Source organism: Parabacteroides sp. ASF519 (assembly GCF_000364265.2).
In the GTDB taxonomy this organism is placed as follows: domain Bacteria; phylum Bacteroidota; class Bacteroidia; order Bacteroidales; family Tannerellaceae; genus Parabacteroides; species Parabacteroides goldsteinii.
The window spans coordinates 5,566,979-5,586,680 of the sequence record NZ_AQFV02000006.1 but is presented as its reverse complement, the minus strand read 5'-3'; the positions used below and the strand labels follow the sequence as shown (position 1 = coordinate 5,586,680).

General features: G+C 43.8%; 11 protein-coding genes. 8 read left to right on the top strand and 3 right to left on the bottom strand.

From position 1 onward, the window contains the following. Window positions 1-76: 76 nt before the first annotated feature. From C825_RS22365 to C825_RS22340, 6 genes are all read left to right on the top strand, one after another. Entirely contained in the window at window positions 77-1,936 is a 1,860-nt protein-coding gene (locus C825_RS22365) for a glycoside hydrolase family 2 (protein ID WP_010800243.1), read from the top strand. Window positions 1,937-2,200: 264 nt separating this feature from the next. Then, window positions 2,201-3,187, top strand: a complete 987-nt coding sequence (locus tag C825_RS22360) for an MBL fold metallo-hydrolase (protein ID WP_228100074.1) — start codon at window positions 2,201-2,203, stop codon at window positions 3,185-3,187. A gap of 278 nt (window positions 3,188-3,465) precedes the next feature. Then, a complete protein-coding gene (locus tag C825_RS22355) occupies window positions 3,466-6,540 on the top strand; it encodes a SusC/RagA family TonB-linked outer membrane protein (protein WP_010800241.1) in 3,075 nt (1,024 codons plus the stop codon). A gap of 32 nt (window positions 6,541-6,572) precedes the next feature. Next, entirely contained in the window at window positions 6,573-8,219 is a 1,647-nt protein-coding gene (locus C825_RS22350; protein ID WP_010800240.1) for a RagB/SusD family nutrient uptake outer membrane protein, read from the top strand. A 32-nt stretch (window positions 8,220-8,251) separates the two neighbouring features. Continuing rightward, window positions 8,252-9,376: a glycoside hydrolase family protein gene (locus tag C825_RS22345; RefSeq protein WP_010800239.1), complete on the top strand. Its 1,125-nt coding sequence runs from the start codon at window positions 8,252-8,254 to the stop codon at window positions 9,374-9,376. Window positions 9,377-9,648: 272 nt separating this feature from the next. Beyond that, window positions 9,649-10,935: an MATE family efflux transporter gene (locus C825_RS22340; protein WP_010800238.1), complete on the top strand. Its 1,287-nt coding sequence runs from the start codon at window positions 9,649-9,651 to the stop codon at window positions 10,933-10,935. A gap of 67 nt (window positions 10,936-11,002) precedes the next feature. Here the strand turns inward: C825_RS22340 and C825_RS22335 are convergent, their stop codons facing one another. The 3 genes from C825_RS22335 to C825_RS22325 are packed head-to-tail and all read right to left on the bottom strand — an operon-like array spanning window position 11,003 to window position 14,646. Next, window positions 11,003-12,709: an acyl-CoA dehydrogenase family protein gene (locus C825_RS22335; RefSeq protein ID WP_010800237.1), complete on the bottom strand. Its 1,707-nt coding sequence runs from the start codon at window positions 12,707-12,709 to the stop codon at window positions 11,003-11,005. A 4-nt stretch (window positions 12,710-12,713) separates the two neighbouring features. After that, complete coding sequence (locus tag C825_RS22330; protein WP_010800236.1) at window positions 12,714-13,733, bottom strand: electron transfer flavoprotein subunit alpha/FixB family protein; 1,020 nt, start codon at window positions 13,731-13,733, stop codon at window positions 12,714-12,716. A 4-nt stretch (window positions 13,734-13,737) separates the two neighbouring features. Continuing rightward, window positions 13,738-14,646: an electron transfer flavoprotein subunit beta/FixA family protein gene (locus C825_RS22325; RefSeq protein WP_007653585.1), complete on the bottom strand. Its 909-nt coding sequence runs from the start codon at window positions 14,644-14,646 to the stop codon at window positions 13,738-13,740. Window positions 14,647-15,531: 885 nt separating this feature from the next. On the opposite strand from C825_RS22325, the gene C825_RS22320 reads away from it, so the two are divergent. Both C825_RS22320 and C825_RS22315 read left to right on the top strand, forming a co-directional pair. Continuing rightward, window positions 15,532-16,281: a DUF4469 domain-containing protein gene (locus C825_RS22320; RefSeq protein WP_010800235.1), complete on the top strand. Its 750-nt coding sequence runs from the start codon at window positions 15,532-15,534 to the stop codon at window positions 16,279-16,281. A 167-nt stretch (window positions 16,282-16,448) separates the two neighbouring features. After that, window positions 16,449-19,682 (top strand): SusC/RagA family TonB-linked outer membrane protein, encoded by a 3,234-nt coding sequence (locus C825_RS22315; protein ID WP_010800234.1) that lies wholly within the window; start codon window positions 16,449-16,451, stop codon window positions 19,680-19,682. The last annotated feature ends 20 nt before the right edge of the window (window positions 19,683-19,702 follow it).

The following is a 19,702-nucleotide window of genomic DNA, read 5'->3' as shown; positions in this document are numbered from 1 at the left end:
AGCGGCTTGAAAATATCTTTGAAACCTGAATTTTCGGACAAAGAGAATTTGGCTATTAAAATAAACTTATATTAATATGAAACGAATACTGAATATTTCGACATTTTTGCTGTTTTGTTGTATAACTGCTTTGTTTGCTGTTCCGCGTGCGGAATATCCACGTCCGCAATTCGAGCGAGCATCTTGGGTCAATTTGAATGGAGAATGGACTTGCTCTTTCGATTTCGGCGGATCAGGTATGGAACGCGGGTTTTATAAGTCCAAAGGTTTTGATAAAAAGATAACCGTTCCTTTCTGTCCGGAAAGTAAATTATCCGGTATCGGATATACGGATTTTATCAATCATTTCTGGTATCAACGTTCGATATCGATTCCGCAGGAATGGGACGGAAAGAACATCTTGCTTAATTTCGGAGCTGTATATTATAAGTCGGAAGTTTATATCGATGGCGTATTGGCGAACCGCCATTTCGGAGGAACATCCTCTTTTTCTGTCGATATTACGGATTTTGTAAAACCGGGACAGACACATAGTTTGGTCGTTTATGTGGAGAGTGATGTGCGTGGAGCTAAGCAACCGGCTGGAAAGCAAAACTTGCAATATGAATCGTATGCATGCAACTATACACGTACAACCGGTATTTGGCAGACCGTCTGGATGGAGGCCGTTCATTCGGAAGGGGTACAATCGGTTCAGATTTTGACAGACATAGACCAGCAACAGATAGTGGTCCGTCCTCGTTTTTACAAAGAATTGGGAGGAAAATTTCAGGTAATACTGAAAGATAATGGAAAAGTGGTAGCTAGCCAGACTGTTACAGCTTGCTCGTTATCTTCTGTTGTGCTTCCGGTTAGGAAGATGAAGACTTGGAGTCCGGAAAATCCCTTCTTGTATGATCTGGAATATAAGGTTTTGGATAAAAACGGCATAGTTGTCGATGAAGTAAAAGCTTATGCCGGTATGCGCAAGGTTCATATCGAAGGCAATAAAGTATTTTTGAATAATCAGCCTTATTACCAGCGTTTGGTACTTGACCAAGGCTTTTATCCAGACGGAATTTGGACAGCACCGAGCGATACCGCTTTGAAACGGGATATCATACTTGCGATGGAAGCCGGTTTCAATGGTGCCCGCTTGCACCAAAAGGTTTTTGAAGAACGTTTTTATTACTGGGCAGACAAACTGGGTTATCTGACATGGGGAGAAGCTTCCAGCTGGGGGATGGATTGTAACGATGTAGAAACGGCCCGTAATTTCATTACCGAATGGTGTGAAATCGTGCAACGCGACCGTAATCATCCGTCCCTTCTGATTTGGACACCGACTAACGAGCAATTCTGGCCGGATCGTGTGCAATATCCGCGTATGATGAATGACCTCTACAATTTGACGAAAATGATCGACCCGACGCGTCCTTTCCACGGGACGAGCGGGGGTGTACATATTGCGACCGATATCTGGACGATTCATAATTATGAGCAAAATCCGGCAGAGTTGAAGAAACAGTTGTATAATGACGGTAAATTGTTTGTGACTCCGAAATGGGAAATTCAGTTGATGCCGAAAAATATCGGTTTTAACGGTCTGAAATATACGGATCAATACCGTTTCCTGGAATATAAGAAAGATATGCCTTATCTGGTGGATGAATTTGGCGGTATCAAATGGAATCCGGTACAGCAGATGGAGAGTGCCCAGAATATCTCTTGGGGTTATGGCGAACCGCCTCGTTCTTTGGAAGAGTTCTATGCTCGCCTTAAAGGCCAGGTGGATGTCGTGTTGTCTCTTTCGAATGATATTTGGGGATATTGTTATACACAATTAACAGATGTGGAACAGGAACAAAACGGTATTTACTATTATGACCGTACCCCCAAGTTCGACATGAAACGTATTCACGCTATTTTCAGCAAGACACCAGAATCGAAAAACTAAAGGGGAAGGAAATTTCCATTTTCCCTTCGTTCTCTTTTCGCTATTTGTTCTATCTCCGATGGAACAAATAGCGACCAAATAGTGGCTGGAAGAGGATGAGGGAAGAAACGAATATTTATGTTTTGGGTTTATCTTTTTGGAGTGTTTTTTGCGGAAATAAATATGTTTTGTTAAAGAATGAAATGGTGAATGTTGTGTAGCTTTGTGTAATTTTAATAAATATCTGTGATGAAAAAAAACTTATTTTTATTATTCCTTTTTTTTATGACAAGCGCATCATTTGCGCAAAAGCAAGAAAAAACAACTCCTTTCTGGGGAAAGCAAGAAGTTTATTTGGTAAACCAGACTGAAAAGATATTCCGGTTGGTGGATGTTCTTCTGAAAGAAAATATGCCCTCGGTAGGTGAACCTGCGTTGGCACGTAAATCTGCTTTATTGTTGTTGGATGGTATTTTCCATGATACACGATTGGATGGAAGCAAGGTGCTTTCAGATTTTGCGGATGTACGTTTGAACAGCGTCCTCGAAGATCTGAAGCTGCCGTTGACGGAAGGCATGAAGGTTTATAAGCTATATAATGACGGTTTTATTGTCAGGACCAAAAGTGCAACGGTTGCTTTTGACTTATATAGAGGAGGAAAAATGAAAGAGGGGGGACATTTGATATCAGACGGAAAAATGCGTGCCATCGCCGAGCAATGCGATATCATGTTTCTTTCGCACAATCATCCGGATCATGTAGATCCTGTAGTTGTGAAGATGTTTACGGATGCAGGGAAAGAGGTTGTGGCTCCAACGGATGTCTTGATGGGTAATGGGGCTGTTACTCATGTACGTTCAGAGCAAATTATGGACAAGAAGTTTAAATTGAAAAGGAGTAAATTAAAGGTCAAGATACTTCCCGGACATCAAAGCGAGATGATGAACAACATCCATGTGGTAACAACATCAGAAGGTTTTACTTTTGTCCAGACAGGTGACCAATATAATAAGGAAGACTTGAAGTGGTTATTGACCGTGTATAAAAAAATCCCGGAAGTCGATGTCTTGATGATCAATTGCTGGGCTAATCGTCTGTCAGATACGATCGACGGTTTCAATCCGAAACTTGTTCTTACCGGTCATGAGAATGAGTTGGGGCATACAATCGATCATCGTGAATCTTATTGGGCTTCGTATGTCAAATTGGAGGATGTGCGAAAACCGAATTGTCTGATGACCTGGGGTGAATGTTTTTGGTATAAGAAATAGCAATGGTCTTATGAAGACATTAGAATATAATGTGGCGGGATCACAAGTACTTGTGATTAATTCCGCAATTTCATCGCGGAATTATATTCATCGTATAGTAGGATTACTTTGTCTTGACAAATATGACCTTGCTCATGGTATTAATCTTAAAACGATATGCCTATGAGGAAGGTATGATGGATGTGACAAACCGGAATGGCATCATGATGTGAAGTCCGGTAAATATATGAGCAATGTGTGAGTTGCTTGTTTAGTTAACTATTAAACGTACGAATATAATGAAAAATGATTTAAATAAATCGATTATACATATTATAAATAAAACCATCGCGGGAGTTCTGATGATGAGTCTCTGCATTGTATGTGGATATGCACAAACGATGAAGAGCGTTACCGGAACAGTGGAAAGCCAAACCGGTGAACCTTTAACGGGAGTAAACGTGTCGGTTGATGGTACGACGAATGGTACGATCACTGATATCGACGGAGTGTTCACTTTGAATGTGGAAAAAGGGGTTACCTTAAAAGTCTCTTATATAGGATTCGTGACCCGGTTGGTCAAAGTAGGGGATGAGACGAAATTGAAAATAATCTTGACTGAGGACTCACAGGCTTTAGAGGAAGTTGTCGTAATTGGCTACGGCACACAGAAGAAAGTAGATCTGACTGGTTCGGTCGGTGTTGTAAATATGGAGGCTGCCAAGAAGTTACCTAATACCGATGCTGCTTCTATGTTGCAGGGGCAGGTTCCGGGTGTTTCCGTCCAGACATCTTCCCAGCCGGGGAGTACGGCAAATGTTCGTATCCGTGGTATCGGCTCGTTTAACAATGTGGGGCCTTTATACGTGATCGATGGATTGATCGTGAGCGGTATCGGGAATATCAATCCGAACGAGATCGAGTCCATGCAAGTATTGAAAGATGCTTCTGCTGCAGCTATTTATGGGGCGCGAGGCGCAAACGGGGTGATTTTGATTACGACCAAGCGCGGAAAAGCCGGGAAACCATCGCTTGATGTGACGGCCAATGTTTCAGTGGCGCAGATGTCGAACAAGATCGATATGATGGATGCCGCCGGATACATGAAATATAATGAGTTGGGCTATATCAATGCCCAGATCCCTTGGCCTGTGATCGCCAATGGAGGGGGGGCAGGCATGACTCTGCCGGATACGGATTGGCAGAAGGCTGTATACCAGACGGGTATCACGCAAGATTATAATTTGATGTACACGCAAGGGTCTGAAAACATGCACACGTCTATCGGAGGAGGTTTCTTGGATCAGAAGGGTGTGGTAGATGGGCCTACATATCAGCGTGCAAGTGTACGTTTTAACAGCGATGCCACTTATGGTGCCTTGACGATCGGAGAAAACTTTACGTTCTATCATACGGACGCGGTTCCCCTTCAGGGCGGTTCTTTCCTGAACGCGTTGCAAACGCCTTCGGTGATTGCAGTATATGACGAGGCTAATGTCGGCGGATTCGGCCATGGAAGTGCCATGTTTCCTACTTATATTACCAATCCGGTCGGTATCCAAAAGGCAACGGTGGGGAAAAACCGTGCGGACCGAGTGCTTGGCAATGTGTACGCGGATTTGAAGTTTCTGAAGTATTTCACGTACCATTTCAATATGGGGCTGGATGCAACCTGGGCGCATAATAAATCCTTGTCGCATTATTGGTCGATCAGGCTTAATGACGACACTAGCCATGAGAACCTGTTGTCGGAATCGAATAGTTCCAATTCGACGTTCCTGCTAGAAAATACATTGACGTATAATCAGGAAATAGGGAAACATAATATTACGGCGATGGCCGGTATGTCGTCCGAGGTTGTGACTTGGCATAATCTTTCAGCTAGCATCTATGACCAGCAATATGACAGTTTGGCCGAGATCACTTTGGGTACGACTATGAATTCGATGAAAGGGAGCGAGGAACAACGCCGTATGCTTTCTTATTTCTTGCGCTTGGATTATAATTACGACCATCGTTATTTGGCTCAGGTCAATTTCCGTACAGACGGATGTTCCAAGTTCGGTCTCGACAATCGTCGCGGTTATTTCCCATCGTTTTCATTGGGCTGGCATTTGTCGAATGAAGCTTTCTGGCAGGACTCGGACATCAGCAATGTGTTTAACAGTTTGAAACTTCGTGGTAGTTGGGGCAAGATCGGTGATATGCAGTCGTTGGGAAATTATTCTTATCTGCCCGGTATTTCGTCCTACCAGCCTTTGATCGGCATTTCGAATATGTGGAACTGGTATGGCCCCGACAATGAAAATGTCGTGACAGGAGCGCTTGTTACGCAACGTGTCAATCAGAACTTGAAGTGGGAAACCAAGACATCCGTCAATATCGGTGTTGATTTCGATTTGCTCAATAGCCGGCTTTTCGGTAGCTTCGAATGGTTTAATTCGACAACTTCCGATCTCCTTTACAATATCAATACGGCATGGGCTACGGGTACGAACGCCCTATGGACCAATTACGGGAAGATCCGTAATAAAGGGATTGAGTTCAATCTGGGATGGCGCGACCATGTGGACGATGTTTCGTATTCGGTCAGCGCGAACATTTCGACTGTCCGGAATAAAGTTCTCCGTTTAGGTGATGCTGATTTTTATGATTCCTCTTACAGCCGTACGGAAGTCGGTCGTTCGATTGGTGATTTTTATCTGATTCAGACAGATGGGATTTTCCAGTCCAAGGACGAGGTGTATGCCCATACCACGACATTGGAAGACGGTACGGTGAAGATTGTCCAGGCTACGGCTCAACCGGGTGACGTGCGCTATGTCGATGTGGACGGGAACGGCTCCATTAACGATGACGACCGTGTTTATTGCGGTTCCCCGCTTCCGAAGTTCGAGGCCGGGCTGAATGCTACAGTCGAATATAAAGGGTTTGATTTTAATATGCTTTGGACATCCCGGTATGGAAACAAAATTTATAATTCTGTCCGCCAGGGGACGTTGGCATCGTTTGTGAACAATATGCCGAGCGATTATTTTCCTTGGACGTGGGACAATCCGTCGAATGAGAATCCGCGTATGTATGCCAATGCGAGTGACAATACGAAAGGGAACACCACGCGTTTCCTTGAGAATGGGTCATTTTTGAAGCTCAAGAATTTGCAACTCGGATACAGCCTGCCGGAAACTTTGAGCCGGAAGTTTTTCGTGCAGCGTCTGCGTGTATATGTCAGTGCGCAGAATCTTTGGACCATTACGAAGTATAAAGGATATGATCCTGAATTGATTTGCACGAATGTGTTTGCTCAAGGATACGATTCGGGGCAATATCCCAATGCACGTCAATACACGTTCGGTTTGCAGGTTTCATTCTAATGTTAAATCAAATTATTTATTAAGACAAGATTATGAAGAATATAATCAATAGAAATATAGTTGTTTGGTTCGCCGGCTTGTTGCTCCTTTCAGGGGGTATTTCTTGTAGCGACGATTGGTTGTCTCTCAGCGATCCGAACCGGTATACGGTGGACAATTACTGGCAAACTGAAAACGATTTCGAATCGGGGCTTGCCGCGGCTTATCGGTATCAACGGCAGAGTGAAGGCGGTTTTGCCCGTTGGTATCATCAGATCAACGTGTTGCGTAGCGACGAGGGGTATTCCACTTCGCCGAACACGATCATTCCCTCTTATGGGAATTTCCTGCATAGCCCTTATATAGCCAACAATTCGACGGCTTATGCTTACCCTTGGCGCGATGCCTATACCCAGATTTATTTTGCTAACCAGGTCTTGGACGCTTTGAATGAAAAGGGTGAAGCTGTCTTGGCTGGCGACCGTTTCAATGAAATCAAGGGGCAAGCTTTGTTTATTCGGGCGTCGGCCTATTGGTGGATGGCTTCGTTGTATGGGCAGAGTGTGAAGCAAACGACTGCTTCGACTTCAGACGGAATAGGTGATGGCATCATGAACCAGTATGACAGTTATATGTTTGCTCTGAAAGACTTCGAAGCAGCTTCGGCATTGTTGCCTGTCACGTGGCCGGAAGCCGATCTTGGACGTGTGACGAAGGGTGGTGCTTACGGCATGATGTGTCGGATCAACATGCAACTTGCCGGCTATTGCAAACGGCCTTCGTCGGTCGATGCGATGGCGGCTTCCCATTCGTCCGAGGCCACGGCTTTTTGGACGGCGGCCAAAAAGAACTGCGAAGACATCTTCGCCCTTGGCATCTATTCCCTTGTGCCGGATTATGTGGATAATTTTACCAGCCGGAATGAGTTCAATTCCGAGTCGATCTTCGAACTCCCTTACAAGTACACGGGGACAAATTCTTATATGGGTGATTATTCCGGCTTGCACCGTCCGCAATATTTAGGCTTGTATCTGGCCTCTTCGGGAGGCGCGGCTTGGGACGATGTCTCTCCACGCCAGTGGTTGTTGGACGAGTTCGATCTAGAGCCAGACAAGGATGGAAAGGTGGATATCCGTAAGCATTATACATTGTTCTATGAAGATCCCGATTATGTCGATGAAATTCTTTATCATGGCAAGAACTGGGCCCAGCTTGATTCGATCAACCATTTTGCGAAGCCTTGTTATTGGCGCAAATATTCGCAAGTCGATAGCAAGACTGGATACACGGAACGTTATTCTTCCGACATTAACTATCGCATGATCCGTCTGGCGGAGGTTTATCTTAATTATGCCGAGATATTGAACGAACTTGGTACGGATCGCTCAACAGCTGTCGAGTATATCAACAAGGTAAGGCGTCGTGTCAACATGACCGACTTGAATGCCAGTGACTTCGGTTCTTACGATCTGCTGCTTGCGCGGATCAAGCATGAGCGTGTGATGGAGCTGTGCGGCGAATGCCTGCGGTTTAACGATCTAGACCGTTGGGGGGATATTTACACACAGGCAGGGGTCAATGCCTTGGCTGAACGAGATGAGGATTTTCTGACCTATACGATCGGGACAAGCCATCTTTTCCCGATTCCCCAGCGGGAAATTTCTTATTATCCGGGGTTGGAACAGAATCCGGGATATTAGTCTGTAATAAATTTAGTTTTGAATAATCGATTATGAAGAAGTTATCAAATATTACATTTGCCGCGATCTTGTTAGGTGGCGTGCAATTATTGCAAACAGGTTGTACGGATATGGAGGGAGATGGCATCGGTTCTATAGAGTGGGGCGGTAGTACGAATGTTGAGGCTGTCAGCTATCATAATCCGGTATGGGAGCCATCTTTGGAAGGAGGGACTTTGGTTGTCACTTCTACTAATTTCGTGGCGATCGGTGGTGAGACTCAATGGGCCGTAGGTGTGGACTATTGTTGTCCGAGTATCTATTCTTCCACTTCCATGATATGGGAAACTAACCAGCAAGTGAGTTTTACTGCTGCAAACCGTCCCAAATGGATTTCGGGACGTATAAATTCGCTCTCGGTGGACTATTGCACGGTGAGTGAGGAAATCACGGTTGATGATGCCGAGACGACCGTGTCTGCTTCCCGTTATTTTATGGCTTATTCGACAGACAAGGATGATGCTATCGGCATCGCCAGCTCTGTTTCGGCGCAGGGGCCATATGTGGACCACGGCTGTCTCTTGACGGCTTCGTCACTCGGTGCGGGCAGCTTGCGGGATCCGTTTGTCATGGCTACGGATGCCAATGAAATTTATATAGGATATACTTCATCCGAAGGTTCTTATGTGCAAAAGATCCGAATCCCCTATAGCGTGACCTCTTCGAATGGAATCGTTTTCGATGCGGCGGCTCTTCCCAAGCTGGACGGGGAGCCGGTCAAGGTCTCTTCAGCTTCGTTTGGCAATATCGCCATGTTCCGTGAAGCGGGCCGGTATTTCATTTTTGGAGATGTCGATGGCGAAGTTCGTTATGCGACGGCATCATCCGCCACGGGGCCTTATCGTTCTGGGGCGGGCGATTTGATGTCGACGAATGGGGATCTGTTTATCCAGGCGGGTACGGAGTATACCGCCCCGAGCAATGTCATGCGTGTCATCAAGTCGGCCAACGGGTATTGGTATGTTGCTTACAATGCTTGTTCGGTGTCGCAATCGACTATGCCCTCCGGTTATGATCGCCGCCCGATGTTCCTGTCTCCGTTCCAGATCAATGGTGAGAAGATCACATCGGTGATTATCCCGGAGGAGGGATGGACTTCTCCACGTTTTGATAAATAGCCTTCGGCAGGTGTTCCTGCTGACTTAAAAAATCAGGCATCCATGCACATCCGTTTTCGGAATGGCTTGGATGCCTGTTTCGTCTTTTTATGTTTGGAAGCAGGCAGGCCTGCTATTTCATGCGTCTGATCTTTGGTCATGAACCATGCTCACTCCCTATAATAACATCCTTTATCTGTTATTGAAACATTGTTGCGTTATAATGTTATATATAAAGTAATCCGTAACTTTGCTTACAAATTTAAGAATAAGCTTTTGGTATATACAATAACATGAACAAAAAAATTCTTCAATTAGCAATACCTTCTATTGTTTCAAATATAACCGTTCCGTTATTGGGACTGATTGATGTCGCTATTGTCGGTCATTTAGGATCGGCGGCTTATATCGGGGCGATCGCCGTAGGAGGGATGCTGTTCAATATTATTTACTGGCTGTTTGGTTTTCTGCGGATGGGGACGAGTGGTATGACTTCGCAGGCTTTTGGGCAGCGTGACCTGAAAGAGGTGACACGTGTTTTGTTACGGGCAGTGGGAGTGGGGTTGTTTATCGCTTTATGTCTGTTGCTGCTTCAATATCCGATCCGGAAAATAGCTTTTCTTTTGATAGATGCTACCCCGGAGGTGCGCGAACTGGCTACGGTTTATTTTAATATTTGTGTATGGGGAGCACCTGCCGTATTGGGACTTTATAGCTTTGCTGGGTGGTTTATCGGCATGCAAAATTCACGTTTCCCGATGTTTATAGCGATTACACAGAATGTGGTGAATATTGTTGCCAGCCTTTCTTTCGTGTATTTGCTGGATATGAAGATAGAAGGAGTGGCGTTGGGTACGTTGATTGCTCAGTATGCCGGACTTTTTATGGCTTCGTTGCTTTGGCTTCGTTATTACGGGCGGTTGAAAATTGCTTTTCGTTGGCGGGAGATAATCGGCAAGACAGCTATGAAGCGTTTCTTTCAGGTGAATAGCGATATCTTTTTCCGTACATTATGTTTGGTGGCCGTCACTACCTTTTTTACATCGACAGGTGCACGGCAGGGAGATGTCGTATTGGCTGTTAATACGTTGTTGATGCAGCTGTTTACACTATTTTCCTATATAATGGACGGCTTTGCCTATGCTGGTGAAGCGATGACCGGACGTTATGTCGGCGCACGAAACAATACAGGATTACAAAGGATGATTCGTCTGCTATTCCGTTGGGGATGGGGATTGTCGTTGTCTTTTACGATTCTATATATGATAGGTGGACAAGATTTTCTGGGATTGCTGACGAATGATACAATAGTCATTAATGCTGCCGGAAGTTATTATTATTGGGTTTTGGCTATTCCCTTGGCTGGCTTTGCCGCTTTCCTTTGGGACGGTATCCTGATTGGTGCAACAGCTACCCGGTTGATGCTTTATTCGATGCTGGTGGCTTCGGGACTGTTTTTTGTGGTCTATTATCTCTTTTACGGTGTGATGGGAAACCATGCCTTATGGATGGCATTCCTGATCTATTTATCATTAAGAGGGATTATGCAATGGATATTATGGCATTCTTCTCATCGGTAATATCTGAAAAAAGCCGGATATCAGAATAAAGATGATATCCGGCTTTTTTATGGAGAGACAATACTTATTATTGTCTGTAGTTTACTAATTCCTCAGCGTTGAACTTTTCGATGAAGCTGTTGTGTTTTTCTACTTCGGCTTCTGTATAGTTCAAGTATACTACGGCTGATTTACTGAATAATTCAGGTGCTTTTGTTGCATCCTGGATCAACAGGTGAGCCATGACGCAGTCGGCAGCCATTTCATAAAGGCGGCGGGCAACGAAGTCCAGTAATTCCTGATTTTGCGCTTCCTTCACTTTGTTCATGCATGCTTCGAGCTTGTTGGCCATTTCTACCAGTCGTGCTTTCAGCGGTTCCATTTCCGCAGAACATGGGATTGTTTCGAATTCGCGGATGGTTGCCAGATAAGAACCGTTTGTTACATAACGGATAGCGGCAACAGTCTGCAACTGTGTCGTACCTTCGTAGATTGAAGTGATACGGGCATCACGATAAATACGCTGGCAAGCATATTCCAACATGAAACCTGATCCGCCGTGAATCTGGATACAGTCGTACGCATTCTGGTTGGCGTATTCAGAGTTCATACCTTTTGCCAACGGGGTGAATGAATCAGCCAGTTTTGCATATTTCTTCTGTTCCTGACGTTCTTCCGGAGTCAGTTTGCGTTCGTGTGAAATATCATCCAGCGCTTTGTAGATATCCACATAGCGTGAAGTCTGATACAACAGTGCACGACCGGCATCCAGCTTCGCTTTCATGATAGACAGCATATCGTAAACTGCCGGGAAGTCGATGATCGCTTTGCCGAACTGTTTACGTTCTTTGGCATAAGCCATTCCTTCATTGTAGGCAGCCTGGCTCAAACCGACAGATTGTGCAGCGATACCCAGGCGGGCACCGTTCATCAACGCCATTACATATTTGATCAAGCCTAATTTGCGATCGCCGCAAAGTTCTGCTTTTGCATTCTTGTAAACCAATTCGCAAGTAGGAGAGCCGTGGATACCCAACTTGTTTTCAATGCGGCGAACGTCTACACCACCCTGCTTCTTGTCGTAGATGAACATAGACAAACCACGTCCGTCTTTCGTTCCTTCTTCCGAACGGGCCAGTACCAGGTGAAGGTCTGCATCACCATTGGTGATAAATCGTTTTACACCATTCAGGCGCCAGCAGTTTTCTTTTTCGTCGAAGGTAGCTTTCAGCATGACGGATTGTAAATCAGAACCGGCATCCGGCTCGGTCAGGTCCATAGACATGGTTTCTCCGGCGCAGATACGCGGGATGAAACGGTTATGCTGGTCTTCGTTTCCGAATTCATATAATGTTTCGATACAATCCTGTAGAGACCAGATGTTTCCGAATCCGGCATCGGCGGCGGCAACGATTTCGGCACACATGGTGTACGGAGTGATCGGGAAGTTCAAACCACCGAAACGACGCGGCATGGTCATTCCGTTCAGGCCGGCTTTCACCATGGCATCCAGGTTCTGTTTTGTTCCGGAAGCATATTCCACACGTCCGTTAGCGCAGTGAGGACCTTCTTCGTCAACACCTTCGGCGTTGGGAGCAATGATCTCTCCGGTGATTTCCCCGGTGATTTCAAGCACTTTATCGAATGAATCCATTGCATCGGCATAATCCTGCGGTGCGTAATCGAACTCTTCTTTATCTCTGTAATTGCGTTCTTTCAGTTCGCAAATACGTTCCATCATCGGATTGTTCAAGTGATACTTGAGTTCCGGTATGTCTGTATAATAATTTGCCATCTCTTTACTTGCTGTTCTGTTTGTAATATTTAATCATCTTCGGGATCACTTCTTCAACTGTGCCGTTGATAACATAGTCGGCGATCGTGTTGATCGGAGCGTTCTCGTCGTTGTTGATAGAGATGATGATACCTGCATCCTGCATACCTGCAATGTGCTGTATCTGTCCGGAGATACCGCAAGCGATATATAATTTCGGACGAACTGTTACACCTGTCTGGCCGATCTGACGGTCGTGATCGCAGAAACCGGCATCGACGGCTGCACGGCTGGCACCTACTTCGGCGTGAAGTTCTTTAGCCAGTTCGAACAATTTGTCGAATCCTTCCCTCGAACCCATTCCGTAACCGCCGGCTATGACGATCGGAGAGCCTTTCAGGTTGTGTTTTGCCTTTTCTACGTGACGGTCGATCACCTTTACTACATAATCCGTTTCCGGAACAAATTTAGCTACGTCGTGTTTTACCACTTCGCCTTTATAATTTGCGTCCAGGATTTCTTTCTTCATCACACCTTCGCGAACGGTAGCCATCTGGGGACGGTGTTCGGGGTTGATGATGGTGGCAACGATGTTACCGCCGAATGCCGGACGGATCTGATACAACAGGTTTTCGTAAGTGATACCTGCTCTTTTATCTTCATGAGGACCGATTTCCAATGAAGTACAGTCGGCAGTCAGACCACTGGTCAGTGCGGATGATACACGCGGACCGAGGTCGCGGCCAATAACAGTAGCGCCCATCAGGCAGATCTGGGGTTTTTCTTCCTTGAACAGGTTGATCAGTACGGAAGAGTGGGGCAGGGATGTGTAAGGGAACAAGCCCGGTGCATCGAACACATGCAGTTTGTCGACACCGTAAGGCAACACCTGGCTTTCTACGTCTTCGAGGCCGCTACCGGCAACAATTGCTTCCAGCTGGCAACCTAACTGATTCGCTAACTTGCGACCTTTGGTCAGAAGTTCGAGACTTACATCGGCAACGGTTGTGCCTTCAATCTCACAATATACAAATACGTTATTCATAATCTTATCCGATGGTATGGTTAGCTAACAGTTCAACAATCATATCTTCTATATCTTTGTCCGAGCCGGTCAGTGTTTTACTTTCCTTTGCCTGGAACACGATATTTTGTATAGTCTTTACTTTTGTCGGCGAGCCGGATAATCCGCATTGAGACAGGTCGCCGTTCACATCAGCCACACTCCATTCGGGGATGTTCAGATACGGGCGTGTTTCGTATAGTTCAGGATACTGAATAGCTTGCGGGCCATTGGGGTGGCAGGCTGTCGGTTGAGCCGCTTTTTCCTGTGCTCCCATGGCACGTTTGTATTTCTGTACCAGTTTGGCGTTACGCGGACGACAGGGAGCTGCCGAGCCGTTTACTGTGATTACGATAGGCAGCGGGCCTTCTACGGTTTCCACGCCTCCGTCGATATGACGTTTTACGGTGATACGGCGTGCTGCTTCATCCACGTTCAGGATTTCTTCAGCATAGGTGATTTGTGTCAATCCCAGCTTTTCAGCTACCTGGGGACCTACCTGTGCAGTATCTCCGTCGATAGCCTGACGGCCACCGATGATAATATCGTACTCGTTAATTTTTTTGATAGCCGTAGCCAGGGCGTATGATGTTGCCAGTGTATCGGCTCCTGCAAAGGCACGGTCGGTTAACAAAAAGCCGCCGTCTGCTCCGCGGTATAAACCTTCACGGATGATTTCGGCGGCACGTCCCGGTCCCATAGTCAGTAATGTAACAGTCGATCCGGGGTAGGCATCTTTCAGGCGCAGTGCCTGCTCCAATGCGTTCAGGTCTTCCGGGTTAAAGATGGCAGGAAGGGCGGCACGGTTTACCGTTCCGTCTTCTTTCATCGCATCCTTTCCCACGTTGCGTGTGTCCGGAACCTGTTTCGCTAAAACAATAATTCTTAAACTCATATTAATAGGAATATTAGATTTCTATTGTCTGAAAATTAATTGGTAATTAGTAAAAAAATTACCGATTGCAAAAGTAGTCAAACATTCTTTATCTCAAAGAACTTTAACCTGAAATCTGCACACTTTAGGGTTTTTTGAGCACCCAGACTGCACCTTTGTTGTTTTTGACATAAGCTGTTCATTCGCTATTTTAAGGGAAAAGTTCAATAGTTATGTAATATCCGATTTTTACAAATATTTAAAATGTAAGTTTAAAGAATGCTGAGGTATGGCAAATCGAAAGATTGTACATCTAATCGAAAGATTGTGCAAATAATCAAATGCCGGTTACATATATATAATATGATGAAAGAACTTGATGTTTAATTGATTTTTTTGATGTGTGCTAAAGTTTTAGTTTTTTATATTTAGATAATTTCGGGAGAAACTATCATACCTGTATGGAAGATTATATAACCATATTTTTTCATCTGAGTTACTGTAGTCTTAGCAGAACTATGGTATTGTTTTAGGTTATTTAATTAACAATGCAAAAATACAGAGCTTTCTAAGAATAGAAAATAGACTTTCATTCTTTGATAATGGATTATCTTTCGAAACAGCTGATAAAGTACAAATAAATATAAACTTTCAAAATCTGTATTTCAAAATATTTAATTTGAGATTGTAATGTTTATTCAGTTGTTTGATGTGTTTATTTTCAAAGAATGAGTTGAGATATCCAATCTGAGTTTTATTGTCATAATATACGACTTCTATTGAATAAACTTCCAGAATATGTAGATGGATACCATAGTTCTGCTAAGACTATTGCTTTTTTAGGTTGTAGGATTTACAATATTTAATACAAACCAGAAAGATTAGTCTTTCACAATTTGAGCTATTATGCAAAACAAATTAAAAGGATGGATCGTACCCAATAGTGTGACGAAAGATCCTAATGACAAGATTTTGATTCTTGATGCTGCCGGAAATGTTGGTCTTGAACAGGTGTACAAAGAAATGCGGGAAGAGGATACCGGTTTAAGACAAGAAACACTGGTACACGTTGTTAGCCTTTACGAACGTATCATAGCCCGTTTTCTGATGAATGGTTACAATGTTAATACCGGATTGTTTTATGCGGTTCCACGTTTTACAGGTCTGATAGAGGGAGGACGTTGGAATCCTGAAAAGAACAGTATTTATGTATCCTTCAGTCAGGATAAAGTATTGCGGGAAGAAATGGCCAAAACCCAGGTGGTTATACAAGGTGAGAAAAATGATGTCATGTATATCCTGGAAACAGAAGACAAGAAAACCAAATTGAAAGATGGTAGTATGACTCCCGGACGGAATTTTGTGATTCGCGGTGCATATTTGAAGGTTGTAGGTGATGATGCTTCTGTGGGTATCGTTATTCGTAATAAGGAGAACGATACTGTGACAAAAGTGACTGAGGATATGTTTGCTACTAATAACCCTTCGGAGCTGATCTTTTTAGTCCCTACTGAACTGACCGACGGCGAATATGAACTGACCGTAACCACACAATATACAAAAGGTACAGGAATAACCTTGAAAACCCCTCGTTCTGTCTCGATTCCGGTACATGTAGGAACGGGAGAAGGAAGCGACCGTCCGGAGATTGAATAATTTTATCGCAATAGAATATTTTACTGTCTTTTATCTGGAGATACCGTTATCGCCATGCCGGAGACAGTATTGCCTCCATACAGGAGATAGTACTGTCTCTTCACGGAAGTAAGACTTAGAGAAAGAGAAGATAACCTAATTTATATTTATCCTAAAAATTATACATTATGAAGCAAAAAGTACTCTTAGGACTTTTTGTCTCCCTGCCATTTGTTTGTACAATTCCGGTATTTGCTGCCGGAAATATACCTGCAACAGAGAAGAGAGACATTCAAATTAGTCGCTATGATGAGGAAAGAAACAGGATGGAACCGTTAGTCGGCCTTGTTTTACAGAACTCGAAAAAAGTAAAAGGTAAGATTTCTGACACCGGTGGTGATCCGCTACCTGGTGCTACTGTGCAAATCAAAGGAAGTACGAAAGGTGTGATTGCTGACGTAGATGGAAATTTTGAGTTCGATGGAGTTAATACCAATGCGGTACTGGTTGTTTCCTTCATTGGTATGGAAACGAAAGAATTGACTTATAAGGGAGAGGGGTTCCTGAATATCGTGATGGAGCCGAAAGCAGATGAGTTGGAAGAAGTAACGGTTGTTGCTTTTGCCAAGCAGAAAAAAGAAAGCGTGGTTTCTGCTATCACAACAGTAAAACCGGCAGAACTGAAAATTCCGAGTAGTAACTTGACCACAGCCTTTGCTGGTCGTGTAGCAGGTTTGATTTCTTATCAGACAAGTGGTGAACCGGGGCAGGATAATGCCAACTTCTTTATTCGCGGTATCACGACTTTTGGAGCAGATGCGAAAAAAGATCCTTTGATTCTGATTGACGGAATCGAATTGAGTACCGATGACCTGGCTCGTTTGAACACCGATGACATCGCCAGCTTTACAATCATGAAAGATGCAACGGCTACAGCATTGTATGGTGCGCGTGGTGCAAATGGTGTTATCTCCGTAACAACAAAAGAAGGACGTGAAGGTAAGGTCGCAGTGAATGTCCGTATTGAAAATTCATTTTCTACTCCTACCAGCCGGGTCGATCAAGCGGATCCGGTTACCTACATGCGGATGCAGAATGAGGCAATTAAAACACGTGATCCGTTGGGGTTAGCTTTATATTCTCAGGAAAAGATAACCATGACTGAACGTGGGTTATATCCGGATATTTTCCCTTCGACAGACTGGTATAGCACCATGTTCAAAGATTTGACTATGAATCAGCGTGCAAATATCAGTGTGAGTGGTGGCGGTACGGTTGCTCGTTATTATGTGGCGGCCAATATGACACGAGATAATGGAAATGTGAAGGTTGATAAACGTAATAATTTCAACTCGAATATCAATTTGATGAAATATACAATTCGCTCAAATGTGAATGTGAACTTGACTAAAACGACAGAACTGGTTTTGCGAATGAGTGCTGCGTTTGATGATTATTCAGGGCCTATTGGCGGTGGTAGTGGTATGTATACTCATGTGATGCAGGCTAATCCTGTTTTGTTTAAACCATATTATGAACCGGATGAAAAATATGCCCATGCTAATCATATTTTATTTGGTAATTATGGAAGTGCTAACTATGTTAATCCTTATGCGCAGGCTTTAAGAGGTTATAATGAGTACAGTAAGAATACGATGCTGACACAATTTGTGTTGAATCAGGATTTGAAAATGATAACAGAGGGTTTGACGGCTAGTGTGCTTGTCAATATGGATCGTTATTCAGAATATTCTGTAAATCGTGCATATAAACCATTTTATTATAGCATAGGATCTTATGATTTGCAGGCAAATTCTTATAAGTTGAATCGTTTAAATCCTAACGATGGTACGGAATGGATTAATTACGAACCAGGGCAGCGCTATATAAACAGTAGTATCTATTTGGAAGGAAAAGCAGAATATACCCGTTTATTTAATGATAAACATAATGTGAATGCTCTGTTGGTTTATACGATGCGCAATCAGAAATCCGGTATTGCGGATAATCTTCAATTGTCATTACCTTATAGAAATATAGGTTTAGCCGGTCGTTTGGCTTATAACTTCGATTCTCGTTATTTCGGAGAGTTTACTTTTGGTTATAATGGTTCCGAACGATTCTCAGAAAATAACCGTTGGGGCTTTTTCCCATCAGGGGCATTGGGATGGATGGTCTCTAATGAAGCGTTTTTTGAACCGTTAAAGGATGTATTTTCTCAATTTAAATTTAAGGGTTCTTATGGTATGTCCGGTCAGGATCAGATAGGAAGTGGGAATGATCGTTTTTATTACTTGTCGGATGTAAATATGAATGCAGACCGTAAAGTTAACTGGGGTACACAGATGAATTATAATCCCGGTGCTATTAGCTTCAATCGTTATGCCAACGATCAGATCGGTTGGGAGACTTCTTATAAAATGAATGTCGGATTAGAGGCTACGACAACTTTCGGTTTATCTGCTAATGTGGAGTATTTTACGGAACGTCGTGAGAATATATTGTTGGATCGTGTGATTCCTGCTACAATGGGTATCCTTCCGGCTGTAAAGGCAAACCTGGGAAAGGCAAAAGGGCATGGTGTCGATATGGAATTGAATTATGAGAAGAGTTTCAACAAAGACTGGTGGATGACAGGACGCGGTACTTTTACCTATGCCACGAGTGAAGCGGTAGAGTGGGAAGAACCGGATTATAGCTCTACTCCCTGGTTGTCAAAGATCGGAAAGTCTTTAGGACAAGAGTGGGGATATATTGCAGAACGATTGTTTATTGACGATGAGGAAGTAAAAAACTCTCCGACACAGTTCGGTAACTATATGGCGGGAGATATCAAATATCGTGATGTGAATGGAGATGGAAAAATTTCAGAGTTGGATAAGGTTCCCATCGGTTATCCTACGACACCGGAGATCAATTATGGCTTTGGACTTTCTGTCGGTTATAAAGGACTGGATGCCTCTTTCTTTTTTCAAGGATCAGCCCGTCAGTCTTTCTGGCTTGACCAAAAGAAAATCACTCCGTTTATGGACGCTAATTCCGGTCAAAGTGATGACGATGGTTTGAAAGGTGAAAACCAGGTTTTGCAAGTAATTGCCGATAGTTATTGGTCGGAAAGTAACCGTAATCCGTATGCATTCTGGCCCAGATTGTCGAATCAGTCTGTTGAAAACAACAACCAAAAGAGTACGTGGTTCATGCAGGATGCGACGTTCCTTCGTTTGAAATCTGTAGAAGTAGGTTATACTGTACCACAGATGTTAACAAAGAAAGTTAAGGTACAAAACTTACGTGTGTACGTAAGTGGAACAAACTTATTATGCTGGAGTAAATTCAAACTGTGGGATCCGGAAATGGCAGGAAACGGTTTGGGATATCCGATACAACGCGTCATTAATGTAGGTATTAATTTAGGATTCTAAAACAAGAAAAATAGTACAAT

Coding starts and splice junctions, on each gene's coding strand:
- C825_RS22365 (WP_010800243.1), top strand. CDS start 77: ATGAAACGAATACTGAATATTTCGACATTTTTGCTGTTTTGTTGTATA.
- C825_RS22360 (WP_228100074.1), top strand. CDS start 2,201: ATGACAAGCGCATCATTTGCGCAAAAGCAAGAAAAAACAACTCCTTTC.
- C825_RS22355 (WP_010800241.1), top strand. CDS start 3,466: ATGAAAAATGATTTAAATAAATCGATTATACATATTATAAATAAAACC.
- C825_RS22350 (WP_010800240.1), top strand. CDS start 6,573: ATGAAGAATATAATCAATAGAAATATAGTTGTTTGGTTCGCCGGCTTG.
- C825_RS22345 (WP_010800239.1), top strand. CDS start 8,252: ATGAAGAAGTTATCAAATATTACATTTGCCGCGATCTTGTTAGGTGGC.
- C825_RS22340 (WP_010800238.1), top strand. CDS start 9,649: ATGAACAAAAAAATTCTTCAATTAGCAATACCTTCTATTGTTTCAAAT.
- C825_RS22335 (WP_010800237.1), bottom strand. CDS start 12,709: ATGGCAAATTATTATACAGACATACCGGAACTCAAGTATCACTTGAAC.
- C825_RS22330 (WP_010800236.1), bottom strand. CDS start 13,733: ATGAATAACGTATTTGTATATTGTGAGATTGAAGGCACAACCGTTGCC.
- C825_RS22325 (WP_007653585.1), bottom strand. CDS start 14,646: ATGAGTTTAAGAATTATTGTTTTAGCGAAACAGGTTCCGGACACACGC.
- C825_RS22320 (WP_010800235.1), top strand. CDS start 15,532: ATGCAAAACAAATTAAAAGGATGGATCGTACCCAATAGTGTGACGAAA.
- C825_RS22315 (WP_010800234.1), top strand. CDS start 16,449: ATGAAGCAAAAAGTACTCTTAGGACTTTTTGTCTCCCTGCCATTTGTT.